19 protein-coding genes and 1 pseudogene are annotated in these 20,957 nt (G+C 63.4%); 14 read left to right on the top strand and 6 right to left on the bottom strand.

Annotated elements, in window-relative coordinates; genetic code table 11:
• Positions 1–29 precede the first annotated feature (29 nt).
• From X744_RS01000000169690 to X744_RS155500, 3 genes and pseudogenes are all read right to left on the bottom strand, one after another.
• Positions 30–1,452 (bottom strand): annotated as a pseudogene (locus tag X744_RS01000000169690) (multicopper oxidase family protein).
• 147 nt (positions 1,453–1,599) lie between these two features.
• On the bottom strand, positions 1,600–1,965 hold the full coding sequence (locus X744_RS155495; protein ID WP_245266623.1) for a hypothetical protein: 366 nt from the start codon (positions 1,963–1,965) through the stop codon (positions 1,600–1,602).
• Between the two features lie 161 nt (positions 1,966–2,126).
• Positions 2,127–3,929, bottom strand: a complete 1,803-nt coding sequence (locus tag X744_RS155500; RefSeq protein WP_023759568.1) for an ABC transporter ATP-binding protein — start codon at positions 3,927–3,929, stop codon at positions 2,127–2,129.
• A 190-nt stretch (positions 3,930–4,119) separates the two neighbouring features.
• Between X744_RS155500 and X744_RS155505 the strand changes: the two genes are divergently transcribed.
• From X744_RS155505 to X744_RS1000000175140, 9 genes are all read left to right on the top strand, one after another.
• Complete coding sequence (locus tag X744_RS155505; RefSeq protein WP_023759567.1) at positions 4,120–5,478, top strand: LLM class flavin-dependent oxidoreductase; 1,359 nt, start codon at positions 4,120–4,122, stop codon at positions 5,476–5,478.
• Between the two features lie 14 nt (positions 5,479–5,492).
• Positions 5,493–6,269, top strand: coding sequence for a DUF427 domain-containing protein (locus tag X744_RS155510; protein ID WP_023759566.1), 777 nt, complete (start codon positions 5,493–5,495; stop codon positions 6,267–6,269).
• Between the two features lie 34 nt (positions 6,270–6,303).
• Positions 6,304–7,941, top strand: a complete 1,638-nt coding sequence (locus tag X744_RS155515; protein WP_023759565.1) for an ABC transporter substrate-binding protein — start codon at positions 6,304–6,306, stop codon at positions 7,939–7,941.
• A gap of 7 nt (positions 7,942–7,948) precedes the next feature.
• Complete coding sequence (locus tag X744_RS155520; protein ID WP_023759564.1) at positions 7,949–8,908, top strand: ABC transporter permease; 960 nt, start codon at positions 7,949–7,951, stop codon at positions 8,906–8,908.
• Entirely contained in the window at positions 8,905–9,792 is an 888-nt protein-coding gene (locus X744_RS155525) for an ABC transporter permease (RefSeq protein WP_023759563.1), read from the top strand. Before X744_RS155520 ends, X744_RS155525 begins: the two co-directional genes overlap by 4 nt.
• Positions 9,793–9,861: 69 nt before the next feature.
• A complete protein-coding gene (locus X744_RS155530) occupies positions 9,862–10,884 on the top strand; it encodes an LLM class flavin-dependent oxidoreductase (RefSeq protein ID WP_023759562.1) in 1,023 nt (340 codons plus the stop codon).
• A gap of 41 nt (positions 10,885–10,925) precedes the next feature.
• On the top strand, positions 10,926–11,570 hold the full coding sequence (locus tag X744_RS155535; protein WP_023759561.1) for a ThuA domain-containing protein: 645 nt from the start codon (positions 10,926–10,928) through the stop codon (positions 11,568–11,570).
• A gap of 84 nt (positions 11,571–11,654) precedes the next feature.
• A complete protein-coding gene (locus X744_RS155540) occupies positions 11,655–13,088 on the top strand; it encodes an aldehyde dehydrogenase family protein (RefSeq protein WP_348626163.1) in 1,434 nt (477 codons plus the stop codon).
• Between the two features lie 241 nt (positions 13,089–13,329).
• Positions 13,330–13,476: a hypothetical protein gene (locus X744_RS1000000175140; RefSeq protein ID WP_023759559.1), complete on the top strand. Its 147-nt coding sequence runs from the start codon at positions 13,330–13,332 to the stop codon at positions 13,474–13,476.
• A gap of 260 nt (positions 13,477–13,736) precedes the next feature.
• Here X744_RS1000000175140 and X744_RS155545 read toward each other — a convergent pair whose 3' ends face one another.
• Positions 13,737–15,755 carry an amidase gene (locus X744_RS155545; protein ID WP_023759558.1) on the bottom strand — a complete coding sequence of 673 codons (2,019 nt, stop codon included), beginning with the start codon at positions 15,753–15,755 and terminating at the stop codon, positions 13,737–13,739.
• A gap of 144 nt (positions 15,756–15,899) precedes the next feature.
• On the opposite strand from X744_RS155545, the gene X744_RS155550 reads away from it, so the two are divergent.
• Positions 15,900–16,175: a hypothetical protein gene (locus X744_RS155550; protein ID WP_023759557.1), complete on the top strand. Its 276-nt coding sequence runs from the start codon at positions 15,900–15,902 to the stop codon at positions 16,173–16,175.
• Between the two features lie 435 nt (positions 16,176–16,610).
• Positions 16,611–16,808: a hypothetical protein gene (locus X744_RS155555; RefSeq protein WP_023759556.1), complete on the top strand. Its 198-nt coding sequence runs from the start codon at positions 16,611–16,613 to the stop codon at positions 16,806–16,808.
• A gap of 93 nt (positions 16,809–16,901) precedes the next feature.
• Here X744_RS155555 and X744_RS155560 read toward each other — a convergent pair whose 3' ends face one another.
• Positions 16,902–17,477 (bottom strand): TetR/AcrR family transcriptional regulator, encoded by a 576-nt coding sequence (locus tag X744_RS155560; RefSeq protein ID WP_023759555.1) that lies wholly within the window; start codon positions 17,475–17,477, stop codon positions 16,902–16,904.
• A gap of 103 nt (positions 17,478–17,580) precedes the next feature.
• On the opposite strand from X744_RS155560, the gene X744_RS155565 reads away from it, so the two are divergent.
• From X744_RS155565 to X744_RS155575, 3 genes are all read left to right on the top strand, one after another.
• Entirely contained in the window at positions 17,581–18,393 is an 813-nt protein-coding gene (locus X744_RS155565; protein WP_023759554.1) for an oxidoreductase, read from the top strand.
• A gap of 29 nt (positions 18,394–18,422) precedes the next feature.
• A complete protein-coding gene (locus X744_RS155570; protein WP_084025433.1) occupies positions 18,423–19,346 on the top strand; it encodes an alpha/beta hydrolase in 924 nt (307 codons plus the stop codon).
• A gap of 72 nt (positions 19,347–19,418) precedes the next feature.
• The gene (locus X744_RS155575) at positions 19,419–20,420 is read left to right on the top strand and encodes an NADP-dependent oxidoreductase (RefSeq protein ID WP_023759552.1); all 1,002 of its coding nucleotides are present in this window, start codon (positions 19,419–19,421) and stop codon (positions 20,418–20,420) included.
• Positions 20,421–20,440: 20 nt separating this feature from the next.
• Here the strand turns inward: X744_RS155575 and X744_RS155580 are convergent, their stop codons facing one another.
• Positions 20,441–20,923 (bottom strand): VOC family protein, encoded by a 483-nt coding sequence (locus X744_RS155580; protein WP_023759551.1) that lies wholly within the window; start codon positions 20,921–20,923, stop codon positions 20,441–20,443.
• Positions 20,924–20,957 lie beyond the last annotated feature (34 nt).

Below are 20,957 nucleotides of genomic sequence, written 5' to 3'. Positions count from 1 at the left end.
GTTGTCTTATTGTTGTTTTGACGAGAAAATCAGGTCACACGAAACACCGTCATGAGGCCGGCCATCTGGTGGTCGGCGACATGGCAGTGCAGCATCCAGTCGCCGGGATTGTCGGCGACGAACGCGCATTCGATCGTGTCCCTGGGAGCGAGCAGCACCGTGTCCTGCCATTGCCGGTACGGTACCGGCGAACCGTTGCGCGCAAGCACCAGCATGCTGAAGCCGTGGATGTGCATCGGGTGCCACCAGGCAGTTTCGTTGCGCATTGTGAGATGACAGGTTGCGCCGCGGGGCAGGGTGAACTGCGGCGCCATGCCGGCGTGGCCGTCACCGGTCATCGACATGCCGTTGATCGCCCACGCAGCGCCACCCTTCATGCCGGGTGTCGCCATGCCCATCATGCCGCCGACGCCGGCGAGCTTGCCGCCACCCATCATGCCGCCTTGCAGGACGATCTCCTGGCGCTCGGCGCTTGCGAGATCGGGTTGCTGCAACGGGTTGCGCGGCAGGCCAAGCGGCGTACCGAGAGGATGGGTCCGAAGTGGCGATGCGCTGTCATAGGCAAGCGTGGTCAGCGTATAGGCGAGGCCGTCATAGAAATCGTCGATCACTGCGTAACGCTTGCCTGGGTCGCCCTGCATATCGATCACGACGTCGATGCGCATGGCAGGTGCCAGAACAAGGCGGCCGTCCTCCGGTTCATGCGGATCACAGGGCTGGCCGTCGATCGCGACGACGACCCGGGCGGTGGCCTTCGAAGCGCAGCGACATGATGCGGGCGAGCGACGCATTGGCCAGCCGCAGCCTGACATGTTCGCCAGCCCTTACGCTCTGGTCGGCCGGCGCCGTGCCGTTGATGGTGACGACGTTGCCGACGCGGCCGGACATCGCCGCGTCCATCGCGCTGCCGAAACCGGGCGCCATCTGCCCGTCGTCGGCAAGCCGCCAGTCCTGCAGCAACCACAAGAGGTCGCGGTCGACGGCAACGGGCTCGGTCTCCTCGACAATGAGGGCGCCGGCGAGCCCGCGACCGAGCTGCACAAGGCTGTTTGCATGCGGATGGTACCAAAAGGTGCCGGCGTCGGGCGGCGTGAATTCATAGACGAAAACTGTCCCCGGCTTGATCGGCTGCTGCGTTAGGCCGGGTACTCCGTCCATGGCGTTTTGCAGGCGGATGCCATGCCAATGGACCGTGGTTTCCTCGTCCAGCCCGTTCTCGACCGTGATGTGAACGGGTCGGCCCTGGCGCAGGCGCAGCATCGGGCCGGGGACCGTCCCGTCATACGCCCAGACAGGAGTAAGCGGATCGCCAGGGCTGGTGAAGCTGGCGTGGCCTGGCGCGATCCTGATGCGGCGCTCATCGACGGCGGATGCTCTTGGCGTTGCGGGGTGCACCAGGGTGGCCGCAGCAACGCCCGTCGCCGCAAGGACGAACCTGCGGCGCGACATCATATGACGGAAATCGGTACTCACTCTCACTCCCTTTGCGATCTCGATCGACGGCGAGCCTCTCGGCGTCGAATTGCTGTGTGCCTGCCGGCGCAAAGCGCCAGCGGCAATCAAACGCCGGAAATCAGCCGCGGGATGGCTGAACCGGCGTCAGGCGAGATCGATGGATTTGGGAGGGAATGGGTCGGGCAAGGAACTTCGCCCGTGAAGGAACGGCATCGGTGGCGCCGATGGTTGTTGCACCGGTGGAACCACGGCGATGGCGAGGCTTTGAGGGAGTACGGCGAGCACCGGTGCGATGCAGGTCGGTGGACAATGCATCGGTTTGCCGGTGTCGGCCGCGCCCTTGAGGCAGGCGTTGCAATCGCCATTCATGCCGGTGTCGGCCATCTTGGCCATGCCGGTGCCGACAGGCATGGTCATGCCGCCGCCAGTCATCATCATCTTCGCCGACATGACGCTCGCCTGAGCGGCAGACAGGCTGAACCCGGCGGTCAGGAATACCGCGAGCAGCATGACAAGCATATGTTTTGGCGACCGGCGTGCCATCATGCATCTAGGCTGGCCTCAAAAGATGGCATTTGCAAGCTGGATTCCGATGCTGCGACAATCCCGGCATCGCATCGTGCCTGAGGAAGAACCATGCTGTTGAGGGCTTTGGACTGTCGGTAATCCGCTTACGAAGCCTTGCCGTGTCGCCAGCAGGCGATGAAATGGCCGGCCGCTGTCTCTCTGGCGGGCGGTTCGGCCTTTCTGCAATCGGGCAGGACCAGAGGGCAGCGGTGGGCGAAGGAGCATCCGGTGTTCGGGGCTTCCTCGATGTCGGCTGGAGCGGATAGCTTCGGCTCGGCCTCATCGGACGCTGCCGCCAGAAGCAATGCCGTATAGGGGTGATTGGGGCCCTGAAAAATCTGGTCGGATGAGCCGGTTTCGACGAGGCGGCCGCGGTACAGAACGCCGATCCTGTCGGCCATGTAGCGCACGACCCTGAGATCGTGGCTGATGAACAGATAGGTCGTGTCCTTGTCGCGCTGCAGGTCGTTGAGCAGGTTGAGAACGGTCGCCTGGACGGAGACGTCGAGGGCGGAGGTGGGTTCATCGAGCACGACGACTTTCGGCACGCCGGCGAAGGCCCGCGCGATGGCCGCGCGCTGCCGCTGGCCGCCGGATAGTGATCGCGACTTCTGCTCGGCTGTGGCGCCGGCAAGGCGAACCGATTGCAGCAAGTCGCGGACGCGGGCTTTGACCTCACCGCTGCGCAGGCCAGCGAGCCGGCGCAGCGGGCGGCCGAGGATCCTGCCGATCCGCTGGCGCGGGTTGAGCGTGCGATCCGGCGACTGGAAGACCATCTGCACGTCGCGGCGTTCGGCAAGGTTCCTTCTCTCGACGCGCGGCGCGACGGTCCTGCCGAGCAGCTCGACCGACCCGGCGTCGGGCGGCTGCAGGCCGGTGACGATCCGTGCCAGGGTCGACTTGCCGGAACCAGACTCGCCGATCAGCCCGAAGGTCTCGCCCTGGCCGATGTCGAGATCGATGCCGTGCAACACTGGCTGGCTGCCGAAGGCATGGCTGATGCCCTTGCAGGCAATCGCGATCCGGCGTTCCTTTGGCGGGCTGGGGGCTTCATTCTGGACCGCCGGGTGTGATGGCAGGCCGTCCGTCTCCGCCAGCCTTCCGTTCCGTTTGGTGTAATTGAGCGCCGGGATCGAAGCGACGAGCGCCTTCGTATAGGCGTGAGACGGATTGTCGAAGACATCGCCGGCGGCGCCGCTTTCGACCACCTTTCCCGACTGCATCACCGCCACCCGGTCGCAGGAGCGGCGGATCATGTTGATGTCGTGGCTGATCAGCAGGATGCTGGTTTTGTGGTCCTTGCGCAGGTCGGAGAGGATGGCGATGATCTCGGATTGGACGCTGGCGTCGAGCGCCGTCGTCGGCTCGTCCAGCACCAGCAGCGACGGGTCGAGCGCAATGGCGATGGCGATGTTGGCACGCTGCTGCATGCCGCCGGAGAGTTCGTGTGGATAGAGCCCCAGCACCCGCCCCGGATGGCTCACCCGAACGCGCCCGAGCAGTTCGGAAGCCCGCTCGCGCGCCTCGTCATGGCCCACCGGGCGATGCCGCATGATCGTTTCGGTGACCTGGCGGCCGATCGTCATGCTTGGGTTGAGGGCCGCGCCCGGATGCTGGTAGACGGCGGCGATATGATCCCCCCTAAGCTGGCGCAACTGCTCGGCGGAGAGGTCACGGATTTCGCGGCCCTGGAACTCCAGCGCTGACGCGGCGACGCGGGCATTCCTCGGCAGATAGCGCAGGATGGCGAGCGCCACCGAGCTTTTCCCCGATCCGGACTCGCCGACAAGGCCGAGTGCTTCGCCTCCCGCTATGCGCAGCGAGACGCCGCTGACGGCGGGATGCGACCCATTACGCCCGTCATAGGCGATGGAAAGCTGGTCGACGTTCAGAACCGAGGAGAACATTGGGGCTTGAAACCACTTTCTTCCAGCGTCGCGATCGAGGGCAATCGCTTCCACTTTGTCAATGCATTATCTCTATAAAGTTACTCGAATTAAGCCGGAGCGCAATCTAACTTTCAGGGCTCAAGAGAGATTGTCGCCGTCTGCCGAAGCAGCGCGACGTCCCTCGGAGCAGATCTGGAAGGAGACCGGCATGGCTCGAGCCCACATGATCCTCAGCGCATTTTTCTTCAACCCGCAGGGCGATCATCGGATGTCGTGGCGCCATCCGCGGGCGCCGGGCCGCGAGGTGCTGGACTTCGAGTTCTACCGCGATCTCGTGCAGGCGGCCGAGCGGGCCAGGATCGACACCATCTTCGTCGCCGACCACGTGTCGATCTGGGATTCGGTCAAGAGCGGTGTCGCCCACTACGCCAATGCCCGCCTCGAACCGCTGACGCTGCTGTCGGCGCTGGCCGGGGCGACCAGCCATATCGGCCTGATCACGACGGCGTCGAGTTCCTACAGCGAGCCCTACAATGTGGCGCGCATGTTCGCCTCGCTCGACCATATAAGCAAGGGCAGGGCATCGTGGAACGTCGTCACCTCGGCGATGGATGAGGAGGCGCGCAATTTCGGCTGCGATGGCAACATCGAGCATGCGTTTCGCTATGAGCGCGCGGCCGAATTCCTCGATATCGTCAAGGCGCTGTGGGACAGCTGGGAAGACGAGGCGCTGCTGATCGACAAGGCGTCGGGCTATTTCGCCGACCCCGACAAGGTCCATCCCATCGATCACAAGGGCAAGCATTTCAAGGTGCGCGGGCCGCTCAACGTCTCACGGCCGCCGCAGGGCCATCCGCTAATCGTCCAGGCCGGATCGTCCGAGGACGGCAAGAACTTCGCCACCGCGCAGGCCGATGCGCACTTCGCCACCTACAGCACCAAGGAGGATGGCATCAAATATCGCCAGGACATCAACGAGCGTCTCGCCCGCCACGGCAGGCGGCCGGAGAGCTTCAAAATCTTGCCCGGCATCCTGCCGATCGTCGCCCCTTCCGAGGCGGAAGGCCGGGAAAGACAGGAATACCTCCAGACCCTGCTGCCCGACCAGGTCGGCATCGACCTGCTGTCGAGCTGGAGCGGCATCGATCTCTCCGTCTATCCGCCGGACGGGCCGCTGCCGCCGCTGCCGGACGAAAGCACCTTCAATGGCGGGCGCACGTCGCTCAACCGGGTCAAGCAGTGGGCGAAGCAGAATCTCAGCCTGCGAGAGATTGCCCGCAAGCTCGCCAACAGCGGTTCTGTACCGACCGTCGCGGGCACGCCAAGACAGATCGCCGACCAACTCGAAGACTGGTTCGTTTCCGGTGCCGCCGACGGCTTCAACCTGATGTTCCCGCTGCTGCCGGAGGACTGGGTGAACTTCGCCGAACAGGTGGTGCCCGAGCTGCAACGGCGCGGCGTGTTTCCGAGCGAATACGCGCAGGGAACGCTGCGCGACCGCTTCGGCCTGGCGCGGCCCGCCAACCGCTTCGCCGAGCAGCGCGACAATGCGCGCGCCGTGTCCTGACCGGGAGAACGATCATGACCGTCGCCCCAAGATTGCAGCCTCGTGAAGCGACCGCTCCGCAGCTCGTCAACGTTCTGCACAGCCCCAAGCGCGTGCGGGTCAAATTCGGTGGCCGCACCATCGCCGACAGCCGCAACGTGCTGGTGCTGCGCTCCAACCATTTCCTGCCGATCTATTTCTTCCCGCCGTCAGCGGTCGACCCGTCGGTGCTGAAGCCTTCGCTGCATCGCGAACCGCATCCAGTGGGTGGCGAGACGGCCTATTGGGATATCGACAGCGGCGACAGGCGCAGTGCCAACGCAGCGTGGGCCTTCATCTCGCCGCCGGATGAGAACCTGGCACCGCTCGCCGGCCGCATCGCCTTCACCTGGAAGGCCGTCGACCAATGGTTCGAGGAGGACGAAGAGGTCTTCGTCCATGCGCGAGACCCTTATGCGCGCATCGATGTGCTGCAAAGCACGAGCCATGTGCAGGTCTGGTTCGACGGCGAACCGATCGCCGACAGCCATCGTCCGGTGCTGCTGTTCGAGACGCATCTGCCGACCCGCTTCTATCTGCCCGCGGAAGACATCCGGCTGGAGCGGCTGACGGCGTCCGTCACAACGACGCGATGTCCCTACAAGGGCATCGCCTCCTACTGGTCCGGTCTGCTGAGCGATGGAACGGTGCGCCCGGACATCGCCTGGAGCTATCGCGATCCGATCGCGGAGATGCCTAAGATCAAGGGCCTCATCGCCTTCTATCCGCAGGCCGTGGACCGCATCCATCTCGACGGCGAACCCGTCGCATAGCTTTCAATCTTCATTTCAGAGCAGGGGTTTTAACATGACCAAACACAGGGATATCGACGCACTTCGCAATCTGTCGGGAGACATCTGGAATGTCGCCGTCGACGAATATCAAGACGGCTTTCTCAAGCGCCGCGATCTCCTGAAATATGCCGCTTTGCTTGGCCTGACCGGCTTTGCCGCCTCGCAGGGGCTGGGAGGCGCGCGCGCTGCCGCCGCAGCAGGCGGCACGGTGCGTGTCGGGCTCGGCCAGCCGACCAAGGCGATCGATCCGGTTTCAGTGACCGATCCGGCCAGTATCGGGGTGATCAGCCAGGTCGGCGAATATCTGATCCTCGACGACCCCAAGGACGGGCTGCAGCCGAAGCTTGCCCTGTCCTGGGAAGCCGACGAGACGGCCAGCCGCTGGACCTTCAAATTGCGGAAAGGGGTGAAATTCCACGATGGCCGTGCGGTCACCGCCAAAGACGTGGTGGCGAGCTTCGAGCGGCTGGTCGATCCGGCCAGCGGCTCGTCTGCCTTGTCGGCCTACAAGGGCATCCTGTCCAAGGGTGGTGCCAAGCTGGTCGACGAGCAGACAGTCGCTTTCGATCTCGACGGTCCGAACAGCAACTTCCCCTTCTATGTCTCCTCCGACGTCTACAACGCCGTCATCCTGCCGGCCGACTATGCCGGCGATTTCGAGAAGACTTTCAACGGCACCGGCCCGTTCAAGCTCGAATCCTTCCGTCCCAAGCAGGGCGCCAGCTTCGTGCGCAATGAGGATTACTGGGGCGACAAGGCGCTGCCCGACCGGGTTGAGATCAAGTTCTTCGACGACGAGCAGGCGCAGGTGTTGGCGCTACAGGCCGGCCAGCTCGACGTCATCCCGAGCACGACACGTCTGGAACTGGCGATCGAGGGCAATCCCAATTTCAAGCTGCTGAGCGTGCAGGCAAGCTCGCACGACCAGGTGCATCTCAGAACCGACCAGGCGCCGTTCACCGACAAGCGCATCCGCCGCGCGCTGGCGCTTACCATCGACCGCGAGGCGGTGGTCAAGGGCCTGCTCAAGGGCCGCGCCATCGTCGGCAATGACACGCCGTTCGCGCCGATCTTCCCCTCGGCCGATCCGTCGGTGCCGCAGCGCAAGCAGGACATCGCCGAGGCCAGGCGCCTGCTTGGCGAGGCGGGCGTGCCGAACGGCTTCGAGGTGACGCTGACCACCGAACGCGCCTATGACATTCCCGATTACGCGGTGATCATCCAGAACTTCGCCAAAAAGGCCGGCATCGACGTCAAGCTCAATGTCCTGCCACAGGACGCCTATTACGGCTCGGCGACTTTCGGCAGCTCGCCCTGGCTGGATTCGGTGCTCGGCATCACCGACTACGGCCATCGCGGCACTCCCGATATCTTCCTCAACGCCACGCTGAAGAGCTCGGGAGCCTGGAACGCGGCGCATTTCAACAACCCGGCCTATGATGCGCTGCTGCTCGACTACTCGAAGGCACGTGATCTGCAGGCGCAGCGCCTCGTTGCCGGCAAGATCCAGACCCTCTTGCTCGACGAGACGCCGGCGATCATCAGCTACTTCTCGCAATACAGCCGGATTGTCAGCTCAAAGGTCGAGGGCGTGCGCTTCACCGCGATCTCGCATCTGCTGCTCGATCGCGTTTCCTTCGTCCAGGCATGATCGCGACATGCTGACCGGCCGCATTCTGTCAGCGCGTGTGGGCACACTCGTCCTTACGCTGTGGCTGGTCAGTGTCCTGGTGTTCTTCGCCGGGCAGGTTCTGCCCGGCGATGTCGGCCGCGTAATGCTCGGGCCGTTTGCCGACGCGCAGGCGGTGGCGGAGCTGAACAAGCAGCTCGGTGCCGACCAGCCGGTTGTCGTCCAGTATTGGCTGTGGTTCAGCAAGGCGGTTACAGGTGACTTCGGCACCTCACTGTCGATGCGCGGGCCTGTGGCGCCCTTCGTGCTGGAGAGCCTCAAGCGTTCCGCGGCCCTTGCCGCCATTATTCTGATCTTTCTCGTTCCACTCGGCGTGGGCGCCGGGGTCGTTGCCGGACTCAACGCCGGCCGCCTCATCGACCGGCTAATCGTGATGGCAGGCGTCTCCTTTGGCATCGTTCCTGATTTTGTGTCCGGCCTGATGCTGCTCATCGTCTTCGGCCTGTGGCTGAACTGGTTCCCGATCTCAGGCGTTGCGCCGGATGGCGCGGGCTTCTGGACGCATGGCTATTATCTGATCCTGCCGGCGTTGCCGCTGGTGCTCAATCTTGCCGGCTATATTGCCCGGATGACGCGGGCAGGCGTGATCGAGGCGATGGCCGCCGACTACACACGCACCGCCGTACTGAAAGGTTTGAATCGACGCGAGATCATCCTTCGGCACGTGCTGCGCAACGCGTTGACCCCGACCATCGCGGTGCTGGCGACGCAGACCGGATACATGCTTGGCGGGCTGGTGGTGATCGAGGCGTTGTTCGGCATCCAGGGGCTTGGCAATCTGGTTTTGAACGCGGCCAAGGCACGCGATTTTCCGATGCTTGAAGCGGGCGTGCTGGTGATGGCGGCAACCTTCGTGCTGTCGGCGGCAGTGGGAGACCTCGTGCTGGCGTTGCTCGATCCGCGGCAGCGCCGTCGGACCTCGCCATGACGGATCTGACGGAATCTCCGCCGTCGCGGCGCGCTGTGGTTGGTTTGCCAGCGGTGCGCAGGATCGGCAGTGCTTTCTCCGGACTGCCCCCATCGGTCGTGATTGGAACGCTGCTGCTGCTGTTCTGGGTCGCCTGCGCGCTGTTTGGCAATCTCTTCGTTCCCTACGATCCCTATGCCGAGGATTTTCTGGCGACGCTGACGCCGCCCGATGCCTTGCATTGGTTCGGGACCGATCAGCTCGGCCGCGACGTGCTGTCGCGCATCGTGGTTGGATCGCGCGACATCCTGCTGGTTGCGCCGTTGGCGACGCTGGCCGGCGTTGCGGCCGGCAGCATCATCGGCCTGGTGCTCGGCTATTTCGATGACCTCACCGATGCCATCGGTGCGCGGCTGCTCGATACGCTGATGGCCTTTCCGTTCATCGTTCTCGTCACCATGACGCTGGTGGCGATCGGGCCGTCGAACCTGACCGTCATCCTGGTGATCGGCATCGCTTACGCGCCGCTGGTGGCGCGCACCGTCCGCGCCGCCGTGCGCGAGCAGAAGGAGCGCGACTATGTCAGCGCCGCCCGGCTTGGCGGCGAAGGCGCGCTTGCCATCATGTTCCTGGAGATATTGCCCAACATCAGGGAGACGATCCTCATCGAACTTGTCACCCGGCTGGGCTACGCGTTCTTTTCGATCGCGACGCTGAGTTTTCTGGGCCTCGGCATCCAGCCGCCGTCGGCCGATTGGGGACTGGCCGTCGCCGACGGCTACGGCTTCCTGACCGGCGGCAAATGGTGGGTGGTCGTGTTCAATTCCGCGGCAATCGTCTCGCTGGTGATGGCGACCAACCTCATCGCACAAGGCATCGGTGCCTTCGAAAATGGCGATGCGTGAGCCCTAATCCGGGCGCTGGAAAACTTCTTTTGCATTGAAGCCTGCCGCGCATCCTTATATCGCATGGCTATGAAGAAAATCGGTTTCCTGTCGTTTGGGCACTGGACGCCCTCGTCGCAATCGCAGGTGCGCTCGGCATCGGATGCCCTTTTGCAATCCATCGATCTTGCCGTCGCGGCCGAGCAGCTTGGCGCGGACGGAGCGTATTTCCGCGTGCATCATTTCGCCCGCCAGCTCGCTTCGCCGTTCCCGCTGCTGGCGGCTGTCGGCGCCAAGACCAGCCGCATCGAGATCGGCACCGCCGTCATCGACATGCGCTACGAGAATCCGCTCTACATGGCGGAGGATGCGGGCGCGGCCGACATCATCGCCGGCGGCCGCCTGCAACTCGGCATCAGCCGCGGCTCGCCGGAACAGGTGATCGACGGCTGGCGCTATTTCGGCTACGCGCCGCCGGAAGGCAAAAGCGACGCCGACATGGCGCGGCATCACGCCGAGGTCTTCCTCGACACTCTGCGCGGCGAGGGGTTCGCACGGCCCAATCCACGGCCGATGTTCCCCAACCCGCCTGGCCTGCTGCGGCTTGAGCCGCATTCGGAGGGCTTGCGCGAGCGGATCTGGTGGGGTGCAGCGACCAACGCCACGTCGGAATGGGCGGCGAAGCTTGGCATGAACCTGCAAAGCTCGACGCTCAAATTCGACGAGGGCGGCAAGCCGTTCCACGTCCAGCAGGCCGAGCAGATCCGCATCTACCGCGAGGCCTGGAAGGCTGCCGGCCACAGTCGTGAACCGCGCGTCTCTGTCAGCCGCAGCATCTTCGCGCTGGTCGACGATCGCGACCGCGCCTATTTCGGACGCGGCAATGAGAGCCGCGACCAGATCGGCTTCATCGAGGAGAACACCAGGGCGATCTTCGGCCGCAGCTACGCCGCCGAGCCGGACGTGCTGATCAAGGAACTGGCTGAGGACGAGGCGATCGCCGAGGCCGATACGCTGCTGCTCACCGTTCCGAACCAGCTCGGCGTCGACTACAATGCGCATGTCATCGAGGCGATCCTGACCCATGTTGCCCCGGCGCTGGGCTGGCGCTGACACCGGATCGCTCAAGACGGATCATTTCAGGGAGATATACCATGGCGAAGAAGGCTTTGATCGCCTGGGGCGGCTGGGAAGGTCACACACCGGAGCGCAGCGGCAAAATCATCAGCTCGCTGCTTGAGCGCAACGGATTCGACATCACGCTCGGCCAGGGCACCGCGATGTTCGCCGATCCGGAGCTTGCCTCTTTCGATCTCATCGTGCCGGTGATCACGATGTCGACGATCGAGAAAGCCGAACTTCAGAACCTGACGCTTGCCGTTCGCGGAGGCAGCGGGCTCGGCGGCTTTCACGGCACGATGGGCGACAGTTTTCGCAACGAACCCGACTATCAGTTCATGACCGGTGGCCAGTGGGTGGCGCATCCCGGCGACATTATCGACTATAGGGTCGCTATCACCAGGCCGGATGACCCGATCACATCAGGCATCGGTGATTTCGCCTACCGGTCGGAGCAGTACTACATGCATGTCGACCCGAGCAACGATGTGCTCGCGACGACCATTTTCACCGACGCGCATTTCCCGGGAATAGGTGGCGTCGTCATGCCGGTCGTTTGGAAACGTCGCTATGGAGCTGGAAAGGTTTTTTACAGCGCTCTGGGACACAATGCCGACGAGTTCGCGGTCCCGGAAATGGCCTTGATTGTCGAGCGGGGTCTTATCTGGGCCGCCCGATAGATCAGCGGAAATGAGGACATGAGCATGACGGTCTCGGTGGCAGATTTGCCGCTGCACACGCCCATCGATGGCCGGCACCGCAAGATGCTGATCGACGGCGCCTGGTGCGACGCGCTCAGCGGCCGGACCTTCGAGACGCGCAATCCCGCCACGGGCGCCGTGATCGGCACCGTGCCGCTCTCCGATCCCAGCGATATCGACCTCGCGGTGGCGGCGGCCCGGCGCGCCTTCGACGGGCCGTGGAGCCGGTTCAAGCCTTATGAGCGCCAGGTGCTGCTGCTCAAGATCGCCGACCTGATGGAGCGCCATTGGGAGGAGATCGCGCTTTCGGACACCACGGATATGGGCATGCCCATCGTGCGTACGCTGGCCAACAAGAACCGCGTGCTTGGCATGCTGCGCTTCTATGCCGGCATGGCGACATCGATCCATGGCCACACGATCGGAAATTCGCTGCCGGGCGAGATCATCTCGTACACGCGCAAGGAGCCGGTAGGCGTCGTCGGCGCCATCATTCCGTGGAATGCGCCGACCGCCGCCTCGATCTGGAAGATCGGCCCGGCGCTGGCGACCGGCTGTACCATCGTGCTGAAACCTTCCGAGGAAGCGCCGCTGACACCGCTGCTGATCGGCGCGCTGATGATGGAGGCCGGCGTGCCGCCCGGCGTCGTCAATGTCGTCACCGGCACTGGTGCCGAGGCCGGCGCGCCGCTCGCCGCCCATATGGACGTCGACAAGATCGTCTTTACCGGCTCGACAGTGACCGGCCAGAACATCCTGCGCGCCTCGGCCGGCAACATGAAGCGCGTTTCGCTGGAGCTTGGCGGCAAGTCGCCGGTCATCGTCTGCGCCGATGCCGATCTTGAGCGCGCCGTGCCGATCGCGGCGATGTCGGTGTTCGCCAATTCCGGCCAGATATGCATCGCCGGCTCACGGCTGTTCGTCGAACGGCCGATCCATGACGAATTCGTCGAGCGGGTCTCGGCCTATGCGGAAAAACTCAGGATCGGCGACGGCGCCGACCCCGAGACCGAGATCGGGCCACTGATTTCGCCCAAGCAACTCGAACGCGTCGCTGGATTCATCGAGGATGGCACAAGGCAAGGCGCGCGGCTGGTCACCGGCGGCAAGCGCATCACCGAAGGTGTGCTTGGAGCGGGCAACTTCATCACGCCCAGCGTCTTTTCCGGCGTCACCGATGACATGCGCATCGCCCGCGAAGAGATCTTCGGCCCGGTCATTTCGGCGCTGCCGTTCGACACGCTGGACGAAGTGGTGCGGCGCGGCAATGACACGCCCTATGGGCTGGGCGCCGGCGTGTTCACCCGCGACCTCGGCAAGGCGCACCAACTGGCCAACCGCCTGCGCGCCGGCTCGGTCTGGGTCAACACCTACCACGCCATCGACCCGGCAGTGCCCTTCGGCGGCTACAAGATGAGCGGCTACGGCCGCGAGGGCGGGGCGGAGCACCTCGACGAATATCTTAATACCAAGGGCGTGTGGATAAGGACGGATTGAGAGGGCCGTCTGGCGGCGTTTTGCGATGGAATGATCGAAAGACGGAGAAAATCATGGATTCCAGGGAAAGCTGGTCGTCATCCGAAAAGAAGATCGCACGCCGCGCCTTCGACGCGGCACTTGAGGTGGCGCTCGCAAGGACGATGGCCGAATTCAAGAGCAAAGCCAACGCCGCGACAGTCGCCGCCGACATGTGGGAGGTCGAGACTATTTGCGTGAACGGCGGCGGGAGATCGACCGGATGTTCGACTACCGCTACTCTCAGCTTTTGTATGTCTTCGCGGGTCTTATTTGGGCAGGCTATCTCGACGAAGGCCTGCTTGCCGGTCTGTCACAGGATAAGCGGGACGCCATTCGCCGGGATATTGCTTTTGCCGAGAGCCGCTGAGTCTCAAGGGCGTAGCAAGGAGCGAAGCGACGCGGCGCAGAGCGGCAAAACTGGTGCTCTATGGCGCCCCCCTCTGTCCTGCCGGACATCTCCCCCACGAGGGGGGAGATTGGCCGTCACCGCGGTCTTTGCCAATCTTCGACCTAGCGGGGAGAGAGCCGGCATCGAAATTGCCAATCTCCCCACCCGTGGGGGAGATGTCCGGCAGGACAGAGGGGGGCGCGAAGGAACTTGACGTGGATGCTGAGTTTCTTCCCCGCTCATTCGATGCCGCCGGTGACCACATAAGCGCCGGCGCTACGCCCATCTTCCAACAGCACCACGGCCGTCACGATCGACCCATACGAGCCGCGCCAGACGCTGTGTAGCCGCCGATGCTCGGCGGCCGGGACGAGGGCATGCCCGCTGAAGCGTGTCCCGCTTCGCCGCAGCGCGACCGCCTCGCCATTGACGTGTACCTTCACGCTGGCCGTTTCAGGGACGTCACTAGGCAGGTCGAGCGTGACGACGATCTCGTCCTGATCGCCGGAAGGCCGCGTCTCGGCGGCGAGCGTTATTGTGAGTGAAGGCGCCTTGCTGCTCCCTGCGTCGGGGCGGCCCGCAAACACATCGTCGACCAATTCTGGCGTGCGTGACGGGCGGGTGCGGCGCTGCGTGGAGCGCTCAAAATCGCCGGCCATGCACAGCAGTCTCTCGTCGTCATAAGCCTTGCCGGCGAAGGTCAGGCCGACCGGCATGCCGATATCGGCCATCGTTCCCATCGGCACGGTGACGGTCGGGATGCCGAAATGGCGCCAGACCAGATTGCCGTTGGCGACCCAGGTGCCGTTGCGCCAGGCAATGGCGGCGGATGCATCGTTGACGTCGGCGTCGGACGGGCCGACATCGGCGGCGGCGGGCAGCACCACCGCGTCGATGCCCAGTGCATCCAGCCAGTCCTCGAAATCGATCCGTCTCGTCGTCTCCAGCCCCTTCAGGCCCTCTTCGAGCGTTGGAATTTCCGCGAAAGGCGTGACGCCGGCTCGCGCCCGCTCGACATACTCGGCCAGGTCAAAGCCGCCTTCGTAGCGGTCGGGCAGTGTGCCCGGCGGGTGCGGGAAGATTTTGGGGCCATCGACCGAAACGAGATCGGGCAGGGCGGGATCGGCGTTGGCGCGCAAAAAGTCGTCCCAGCCCCAGATGCAGAGATCCCAGAGTTCGCGCTCGGCGAAATCTTGCGGCACCAGCCAGCGCTCGACCATAGTGCGTGAGCCGGGGCGGTCGCGTTCGTAGTTGGAGACAACCGGAAAATCGACCTCCACCACTTCGGCGCCAAGCCGCGTGAGATCGGCCGCCGCCTGCTCCCACAATGCAAGCACCGAGGCCCGGGTTTCGATCGGCTTGTCCGCTTCGCTGTCGCGGCCGATATACATTTTGGGCACGCCGAGCCGCATGCCTTTCAACGATCCCGCCAGTGCGAGGTCGGCATAGCGTGGCGGCCGCACGTCGGAGCCTTTCGGCAAGATGATCCAGGGCTGCGCGCGCCAGAAATCGCCTTGGGTCACGGGGTCGTCGGCGACGATCACGTCGAGCAGTTCGAGCATGTCAGGCACACTGCGCGTGTGCGGCACCACGACATCCATAGTCGGTACCAGCGGCCAGTTGCCGCGCACCGAAATGATGCCGCGCGACGGCGTGTAGGCGACCAGCGCGTTGTTGGTCGCCGGCGCGCGGCCGGACGACCAGGTCTCTTCGCCAAGCCCGAAGGCGCAGAAGCTGGCTGCCGTCGCCGTGCCGGAGCCATTGGATGAGCCCGACGCGAAGGCCGCAGCAAGGAAGTCGGCGTTGTAGGGGCTTTCGGCACGGCCATAGACGCCGCGCTGCATGCCGCCATTGGCCATTGGCGGCATGTTGGTGAGGCCGATCAGCACGGCACCGCCTGCCCTGAGCCGGGCGATGGTGAAGGCGTCCTCATTGGCGACGAGATGCTCGAAGGCCGGCGAGCCGGCGGCCACCGTCAGGCCAGATACCTTGTAGCTGTCCTTGGCGGTGTAGGGGATGCCGTCGAGCGGCCCGAGCACGGCACCTTTGCGCCGCCGCTCGTCGGAGGCGGCAGCCTCCTCGAACATCGCTGGATTGAGCACCGGGACGGCGTTGAGAGTTATGCCGTGGCGGTCGAAATGCGCGATGCGCCTGAGATACGCACCGACCAGTTCGACGCTGGTGACAGTGCCGTCGTCGAGCGCGCGGCGCAATTGGCCGATCGTCGCTTCGACGAGATGAAGGCTTCCATCGGTCATCACTGGTCCCACATTTCCACGCGCCATGGATGAGCGAGGTGGCCTGCTTCGGCAAGACCTATCGAGGTCTTCGTTGGAACTTTTGTCCGGCTGGCGATTTTGGATGTATGGTATGATTCCGGAATGGCCGGGAGGATGTTGCCGATGACCACGAAATGCGTTGCGATCCTAGCTCTCGCTGTGGCAATGGGCTCAAGCCTCTGTGCCCCGGCATTCGCTGGCGACCGGCATTACGACCGCCGAGCCCACTCCGAACGCTACGTTCCCGCCGAAGGCGATCTCATCGACATCTTGTTCGGCGGCCCGCGTTACTATGATCAGCAGCTGTTCACGACGGCGGCCGGCGCGTGCTCCTACCATCGCGTCGGGCCAGACGCGAATGCGTTGAACAAGATCAACGATCATCACTGCGGGAAGTAGGCACTAGGCAGTAGGCAGTAGGCTAGGCCTCGACGCTGGCCGCCTTCCTCTATCGCTCGACGATATCGGTCATCCGCGCCAGATCGCGACTGCAAGGTCGGTCAGTGGCTTCGCCGACCGCTACGGCATGCTCCTATCCCTGCGTTTTCCGCATGTCTTCCAATAAGTTGAGACGCGTCAGCATTTAGAACAGCGCTCAGGGATTTTGATCGTGCAGTCCTACGCCATGACTAGCTTGCCGGCATTCGCTACAACCAAGACGCGAAAAAGATATCGCGGAGTGAACCTTTTAGGAGTATCGGCTGGTAGCTGCTTTTGTGCAGGGGAGGTTTGGGATGGGAGCGTTTCGAAATCCTGGAGGAGCCGACAGGCCCATTCTCGATTTTCGACCCATTCACGGAACTGCCGGTGGGGGAGGCGTTGGGAGGTGAAACAATGCTTGGTCAGGACGACCTGATCCGAGCGGCCGTCGGACGGCTGCTCGCCGAGAAGACAGGTGCCGCCGTCATATCGATGAGAGAGAGCATCAGGGAGCTTCTGACGCTGACCGGTGCTGGGCTGGACGAAACACTGCAGGACCTGTTGCTGGAAATGGCCGAAGTCCGCGGCATGACGGTCGCTCTCGACCTTTAGGGTCGCCGTCGGCTGCGCGACTTCGGCAGATCGCACAAGGTTGAGCTTGTGCGGAGCTTTGCGCGTTGCATCCAATCCGTTTGAGGATGTCCTTTACATGCCCATGTGAGGCTGGACCAGCGTCCGCGCCGCGTCTTTCCCTGCCGCGAGGATGCGATCGGACAATTCGGTTCCTTTGACAGCGCGGGCCATTTGAAGCGCACCGATGACCGTCGCAAAGACAGCAAGCGCCACGCCTTCCGGGTCCTTGGCCCGCGGAAGTGCCTCACCCAATTGGCGCACCAAAGCCAGCAAATGGTCGGTATAGGCGTCGCGCGTTTCAGGTGGCTGACGCGCCAGCTCCGGCAGCAGCGCGGCTGACGCGCAGCCCTTTCCCGGGTTGTCCCGATGCTCGGCCGACAGATACGTCTCTATGGCCATCTCCGGACCACCCGAGGCCAATGCTTCCGCCAGCTGCTGTGCCTGAAGCTCCATGGCCGCCGCGATGCTTTCGCGGACAAGCTCCGCCTTGGATTGGAAGTGGGGATAAAACGCGCCGTTCGTCAGCCCGGCGTCGCTCATGATGGTTGCAAGTCCGGACGCGGCTATGCCGTCGCCGCGAAAACGGTCGGCGGCGACCTCCATGATTCGGCTGCGTGACGCGTCTTTCCGGCCCTTTTCGTAACGCATGGCTGCTATTCCTCTCTGCTATTGCATTATGGTCATAATCTGATAGTATGACTGTAATTCAATGGGCACAAAAAAGCTAGCCCCCATGAGTTTGGAGCACGAAATGAATATGAATTCCGGAAAAACCGCGATCGTTACCGGAGCCTCCTCGGGCATCGGCCGCGCCAGTGCCGAGGCGCTGGTGCGGGCAGGGTTCACCGTCTTCGGAACGAGCCGCCGCAAGGCCAACGGCCCGGATGGGGTAACCATGCTGATTTGCGACGTGACCGACGGTGAGGCCGTCGCCGCACTTGTCTCAACGGTGCTCGCGCAGACCGGCCGGATCGACCTCCTGGTCAACAATGCTGGCGTCGGTCTGCTCGGAGGCGCCGAGGAATCCTCCGTGGCACAGGTGCAGGCCCTGTTCGACGTCAATCTGTTCGGCGTCATCCGCATGACCAATGCGGTATTGCCGTCGATGCGGCGGCGCGGCGAGGGACGCATCATCAACATCGGCTCGGTGCTGGGCCTCGTGCCGGCGCCGTATTCGGCTTATTATTCGGCGGTCAAGCACGCGCTCGAGGGCTATTCGGAATCGCTCGACCACGAGGTTCGTGCCTTCAATATCCGCGTCTCGGTTATCGAACCGGCATTTGTCCGCACCGTCTTCGACCAGAACGGGATCGCGCCGGATTCCCTGTTGAGAGAATACGATCGGGCACGAGCCGGGCTCGAAGCGCTCCTTCGCGATGTGATGCCTGTAGCCGATCGACCGGAAGTGGTGGCCCAGGTGGTCGTCAAGGCGGCGACCGATGCCAATCCGCGACGGCGCTATACCGCCGGCAAAGCCGCGCGCCAGGTCAGCCTCCTGCGCCGCTTTGCCCCTGCGGGGATATTCGACAAGAGCCTGCGCAAGCAGTTCCGCCTGCCGGTCTGAACAACAGTCAGATAGAGGATCTCACGCACATGCGCCTAGCAACGACGACACAATTGGCCAGTCCCCACAAGACGGAGGTGCCAAGCACGACGCATAGGTTCAATCAGTCGCCCCGCTCACCGGCGTCGTTCCAGGACACGCCGACGCGTTCGGTGGATGTCGGCGGCACGGCGTTCGTCTACCGGGAGCTCGGCCCCAGGACCGGCGTACCGGTGATCCTGCTCAACCATCTCGCTGCTCAACTGGACAACTTCGATCCACGCATCGTCGATGGCCTCGCCGCGACCCGGTGGGTGATTGCCTTCGACAATAGGGGCATCGGTGCTTCGGGCGGCAAAACGCCGTCAAGCGTTGCCGAGATGGCACGGGATGCGGTCGCCTTTATCCGGGCGCTGGGGCTCGAAGAAGTAGATCTCTTCGGCTTTTCGCTCGGCGGCTTCGTGGCGCAGGAGATCGTGCTGAGCGAGCCCAGGCTTGTGCGCAAGCTCATCCTGGCCGGCACCGGGCCGGCCGGTGGCGAAGGCATCGACAAGGTGACGCCGTTGACGATCGTCGACATGATCAAGGGGGCGCTTACTCTTCGGGATCCGAAATACTATCTCTTCTTCACAAGGACGGCGAATGGGCGCCGCGCCGCCAAAGCTTTCCTGCAGCGGTTGACGGAGCGCCACGCCGATCGCGACAAGCCGGTATCGCTGAGCGCGTTCCGCGCTCAGCTCAAGGCGATCAAGGCTTACGGACTGCAGGCGCCGCAGGACCTGAGCGCCATCCGAATTCCTGCTTTGGTTGCGAACGGCGATCACGACAGGATGGTGCCAACCGGCAACACGCACGATCTCGCCCGGCGTATCCCTGGAGCGCAACTGGTGATCTATCCCGATGCGGGACATGGCGGGGTCTTCCAGTACCACGCCGATTTCGTCTTGAAGGCCCTGGCCTTCCTTGATGCTTGATGCCTGACGCCTCTCTCAGGGCGGTTTTTCGTCCCGGAACATCAACAAACACTTCTTCAGAAAGTCACTGTCATGAAGGCATTTGTCGTCGATAAATATAACAAGAAGGGCATTCTGCGGCTGGCCGAGATGCCGGAGCCGGTGCTTGGGGACAATGACGTCCTGGTCGAGGTCCACGCCGCGGCCGTGAACCTCCTCGATTCCAAGGTCAGAACCGGAGAGTTCAAGCTCATCCTGCCCTATCGCAGGCCCTTTATCCTGGGCCATGACGTGGCCGGTAGGGTTGTCCGCGTGGGATCGAAAGTCCGCAAGTTCAAACCTGGCGACGATGTCTATGCACGGCCGCGCGATGGACGGATCGGTGCATTCGCCGAGTTCATCGCCATGGACGAAGCCGACGTCGGCCTGAAGCCCAAAAATCTCAGCATGGAAGAGGCGGCCTCGGTCCCGCTGGTGGGGTTGACCGCCTGGCAGGCGCTCATTGAAAGGGCAAACCTAGGGAAGGGACAGAAAGTCTTCATCCAGGCGGGCTCCGGCGGCGTGGGCACATTCGCCATCCAATTGGCAAAGCATCTTAGCGCGACCGTCGCGACAACCGCGAGCGCGGCGAGCGCCGATCTGGTCAGGGGGCTCGGGGCCGACGTTGTCGTCGACTACAAGAAAGATGATTTCGAGAAAGTTCTGTCGGGATACGACGTCGTCTTGAACAGCCAGGACGCAAAGACGCTTGAAAAATCGCTGAATGTGCTGAAACCGGGTGGGAAATTGATCTCCATCTCCGGTCCGCCGGATCCCGAATTCGCCCGGGAAAAGGGACTGAACCCCGTGCTGAGGCTGATACTGCGCCTGTTGAGCCGAGATATCCGGACCAAAGCCAAACGCCGCGGCGTGAAGTTCTCGTTCCTTTTCATGTGGGCGCAGGGTGATCAGTTGAGCAAGATTGCATCCCTCATCGAATCCGGAGCGATCCGCCCGGTTGTCGATCGGATATTTCCCTTCGAAGCGACCAACGAGGCTCTGGCTTACGTCGAAAGCGGACGTGCCAAGGGCAAGGTCGTCATCAAGGTCAGATAAAACTCGGCAGTGAAAGAGCCTCAGCCGCGCCGGGCCGCGTCGATCGCTGCGACGTCTATCTTCTTCATGTCCATCATTGCATCGAACGCGCGCTTGGCTTCGTCGCCGCCGGCCGCCATCGCCTCGATCAGTGTGCGCGGCGTGATTTGCCAGGACACGCCCCATTTGTCCTTGCACCAGCCGCACGCACTCTCCTGGCCGCCATTGCCGACAATGGCATTCCAGTAGCGGTCGGTTTCCTGCTGATCGTCGGTGGCGATCTGGAACGAGAAGGCCTCGCTTTGCTTGAACGCGGAGCCGCCGTTCAGTCCGATGCAGGGAATGCCGGCGACGGTGAATTCGACCGTCAGCACATCGCCCTGCTTGCCGGACGGAAAATCGCTCGGCGCACGGTGAACGGCACCCACCTTGGTGTCTGGAAAGGTCTCCGCGTAGAAACGAGCCGCAGCCTCGGCGTCCTTGTCGAACCAGAGGCAAATCGTGTTCTTCGGCGTCTTTGGCACTGCGTGTTCCTTTCGATCTAAAGGCTGATTTCCG

The organism is Mesorhizobium sp. LNHC252B00 (assembly GCF_000502955.1).
Taxonomy (GTDB): domain Bacteria; phylum Pseudomonadota; class Alphaproteobacteria; order Rhizobiales; family Rhizobiaceae; genus Mesorhizobium.
Note: the sequence above shows the minus strand (reverse complement) of the source record. Positions and strands in the feature narration are given on the sequence as shown.